The organism is Thermogemmatispora sp. (assembly GCF_019683635.1).
Classification (GTDB): Bacteria; Chloroflexota; Ktedonobacteria; order Ktedonobacterales; family Ktedonobacteraceae; genus Thermogemmatispora.
The window spans coordinates 1-3,524 of record NZ_JADGIA010000316.1 but is presented as its reverse complement, the minus strand read 5'-3'; the positions used below and the strand labels follow the sequence as shown (position 1 = coordinate 3,524).

Here is a 3,524-nt window from a genome sequence, read left to right as displayed (position 1 = left end):
TCGGAAATGTGTATAAGAGTCAGGTTGCATAGATCCAAGTGCCCGCCTGTTTCTCGCTCGCCGCGTCTGCAGTCGGGCGATCGCAGAAAGTCCCGGCCATATTCGACAGAGCAGAACAAATATTCTATAATTTCCAATAGAAATAGAGAGAGAGCAGCGCTGGCGAAGATGGAAGGACGGGGGAAGCCGCCAAAGAGAACAGAGGACGGCAGGTATGATCACCATCTTCACCCGTCGAGGCAAACGGATCGAGATTCTCTCACAGAGCGAACTACGCCATCCGCGCCTAACAGGCAGCCGGGTGCGTGCCTTCTGTCCGATTCACGGCAGTGATCATCAGCGCTCGCTCTCGATCGATCCGGCCAGCGGCTGGGGCTATTGCTTTAACGCCGCCTGTCAGGCCAAAGTGCTGATAGCAGAATGGAATCCGAGTGCAGCCCATCATCTCCTAGCAGCCAGCTCCAGCCGCGATCGGGATCAGGCAGCCGACCAGGAAGGACTGGCAGGAAGCCAGGCATCTCCGCACTCTCACTGGCCGACACAGCAAGAAGAACGGCCCAGTACCACCAGCGTTCTCAGCCGCTGGCAAGAAGAGGAGCGATGCATATTGCAAGCCCTCGAACCCACTATGCAAGCGGCGCTGAAGTCCAGCCGCCAGGGGCGCGCCTATCTGCGCGAGCGGGCCATTCCTCTGGAGATCGCTCTTGCTGGCGGCGTTGGCCTCCTTACGCCAACGATCATCAGCCGCTTGACACGCCCCAGACAGCGACGCCTCTTGCAGCGCTGGAGCGGACGATTGATCTTTCCTCTTCAAGCAGAAAACACACGAGGCTACATCGGGCGCACACTCGCAGGTTGGCATCCTGGGATGGATGAAAACGCTCACAAGCAGCTCTTAGAGCGCCCCGGTCGCCCGCAGCGCTGGATCAAAACCAATCCTGCCGGCTGTTTTAGCCTGCCACGAGAGCAGCTTGCCCCTCAGCTCACCGTGGTTGAAGGAACCTTTGATCGTCTGGCCTTGCTGGCAGCTGGCTTTCGAGCGAACGAAGTGATTGCCCTGGCCGGCACCGCTCTGCCTCTCAGCTGGCTCCCTGCCCAGGTTCGCAGCGTGCTGCTGGCTCTCGATGGTGATGAGGGAGGACGCGAGGCCACAGCTCGTCTCAGCGCACAACTCCGCGAGCAAGGGCGGGCAGTTAGCTGGTGCCTGATACCCCTGGACGGACAGGGCAAAGACTGGAATGAGCGCTGGCGCCTGTCTGGTCACACAGGCCTGGAGCCGCTACTGGATAGCTATCGCCGTCTGTATTGACTTGTCTCTACGCGCGGCATAGACTTACTTACAGCAGAAAAAGAACAACCACCAGCGCGGGCCGACCTGTCTCCCTGCCTCGAAGGTCAAGGGCCCCGAAGCCCATCTGTTTGAAAGGAGCACGAGCCGATGAGTACCTCGTTCAACGCCGAACAGCCCCTTTGGGAGCCTTCAGAGGAACTAAAAGAGCAAGCCAATATCACGCACTATATGCGCTGGCTTGCCGAGCAGCGAGGCAAACAATTCGCCAGCCGTCATGAGCTTTGGGAGTGGTCGGTCACCGACCTTGAAGGCTTCTGGTCATCGCTCTGGGACTATTTTCAGATCCAGGCCAGCCAGCCATACACTCAGGTGCTGGCCAGCCACAGCATGCCTGGTGCCAGATGGTTCCCAGGCGCCGAGTTGAACTACGCTCAGCACGTCTTCCGCCAAGCCACCGCTCAGCATCCAGCCATCATCTTCCGCTCTGAACGCGAACCGTGGCGTACGCTCTCCTGGGAGGAGCTGGAGCGGGCAGTGGGAGCCGTGGCCCAGGCCCTACGACAACTCGGCGTCAAGCGTGGCGACCGGGTCGTGGCCTATTTGCCCAATATCCCGGAGACGGTGATTGCCTTCCTCGCCTGCGCCAGCCTCGGCGCTATCTGGTCCAGCTGCTCGCCCGACTTTGGCACCAGCAGCGTCGTTGATCGTTTTCAGCAGATTGAGCCACGGGTGCTCTTCGCCGTCGATGGCTACCAATACAATGGGCGCCCCTTCGACCGTCGGGGAGTACTGGCCGAGCTTCAGGCAGCCTTGCCTACGCTCGAACATACCATCATCATTCCCTACCTGCATGCTACCCCCGAGGAAGCCAGCGCTGGCCTCAGCAAGACTCTTCCCTGGAGCAGCCTGCTCGCCCAACCTGCCCCCCTCACCTTCGAGCAGGTCCCTTTCGAGCATCCACTCTGGGTGCTCTATTCCTCTGGCACCACCGGCCTGCCCAAAGCGATCGTGCAGGGCCAGGGCGGCATCCTGCTGGAGCATCTCAAGGTGCTCTCACTGGAGAGCAATCTTAAGCCTGGCGACCGTTTCTTCTGGTTCACTTCCACAGGCTGGATGATGTGGAATTTCCTGGTGAGCGGTCTGCTGGTCGGGGCCACGATCTTGCTCTACGACGGCGCTCCCGGCTATCCAGATATGAACACCCTCTGGCGCTTCGCCCAGGACAGCAGCATGAATCTTTTCGGGACAAGCGCCGCTTACATTTCTAGTTGCATGAAAGCTGGCATCGAGCCAGGAAAGCAGTTCGATCTCAGCCAGCTCCGCTGTATCGGTTCTACCGGCTCGCCTCTGCCACCAGAAGGCTTCCGCTGGATCTACGAGCACGTCAAGCGCGATGTCTGGCTGGCCTCGGTCAGCGGCGGCACCGATGTCTGCTCGGCCTTCGTCGGCGGCTGTGTCCTGCTTCCCGTCTATGCGGGCGAAATCCAGTGTCGGGCGCTTGGCGCCCGCGTCGAGGCCTTCGACGAAGAGGGGCACTCTTTAATCGATGAGGTCGGCGAACTGGTGGTCACGGCGCCGATGCCCTCAATGCCACTCTTCTTCTGGAACGATCCAGATAATCGTCGCTACCGTGAAAGCTACTTCGAAGTGTATCCGGGCGTCTGGCGCCACGGCGACTGGATCAAGATCACCCCACGCGGGGGCGCCATCATCTATGGCCGCTCAGACTCGACAATTAATCGCCAGGGGATTCGCATGGGAAGCAGCGAGATTTACCGCGTCGTTGAGAGCTTGCCCGAGGTGCTCGATAGTCTGGTCGTCGGAGTAGAACGCCCCGGCGGCGGCTATTACCTGCCCCTGTTCGTTGTGCTGCGCGAGGGGGTTCGCCTCGATGAAGACCTTCAGCGCCGTTTGAAGGAAGCTCTGCGTCGTGAGATCTCGCCGCATCACGTACCTGATGAGATCATTGCCATTCCCGAGGTGCCCCGCACACTGAGCGGCAAGAAAATGGAGGTGCCAGTCAAGAAACTGCTCCTGGGCATGCCTCTGGAGAAGGCGGCCAGCCCTGATGCAATGAGCAATCCGCAGACGATCCAGTTCTTCGTTGACTTTGCCCGCCAACTCCAGGCTCGCTCGGGCAGTACGCACTAGGCTCCGATAGCCCTCCTGTCGCTCTTCATCTCGCCTCATAGATGGATATACATTTATTATTTATTGGGGTTGGTTATAATGG

The 3,524-nt window shown here is 59.6% G+C and carries 2 protein-coding genes; both read left to right on the top strand.

Annotated features, from left to right (window positions below; genetic code table 11):
- The first annotated feature begins 214 nt into the window (after positions 1 to 214).
- Entirely contained in the window at positions 215 to 1,309 is a 1,095-nt protein-coding gene (locus IRZ31_RS20685; protein WP_297157475.1) for a toprim domain-containing protein, read from the top strand.
- A gap of 129 nt (positions 1,310 to 1,438) precedes the next feature.
- Complete coding sequence (locus IRZ31_RS20680) at positions 1,439 to 3,442, top strand: acetoacetate--CoA ligase (protein ID WP_297157472.1); 2,004 nt, start codon at positions 1,439 to 1,441, stop codon at positions 3,440 to 3,442.
- Positions 3,443 to 3,524 lie beyond the last annotated feature (82 nt).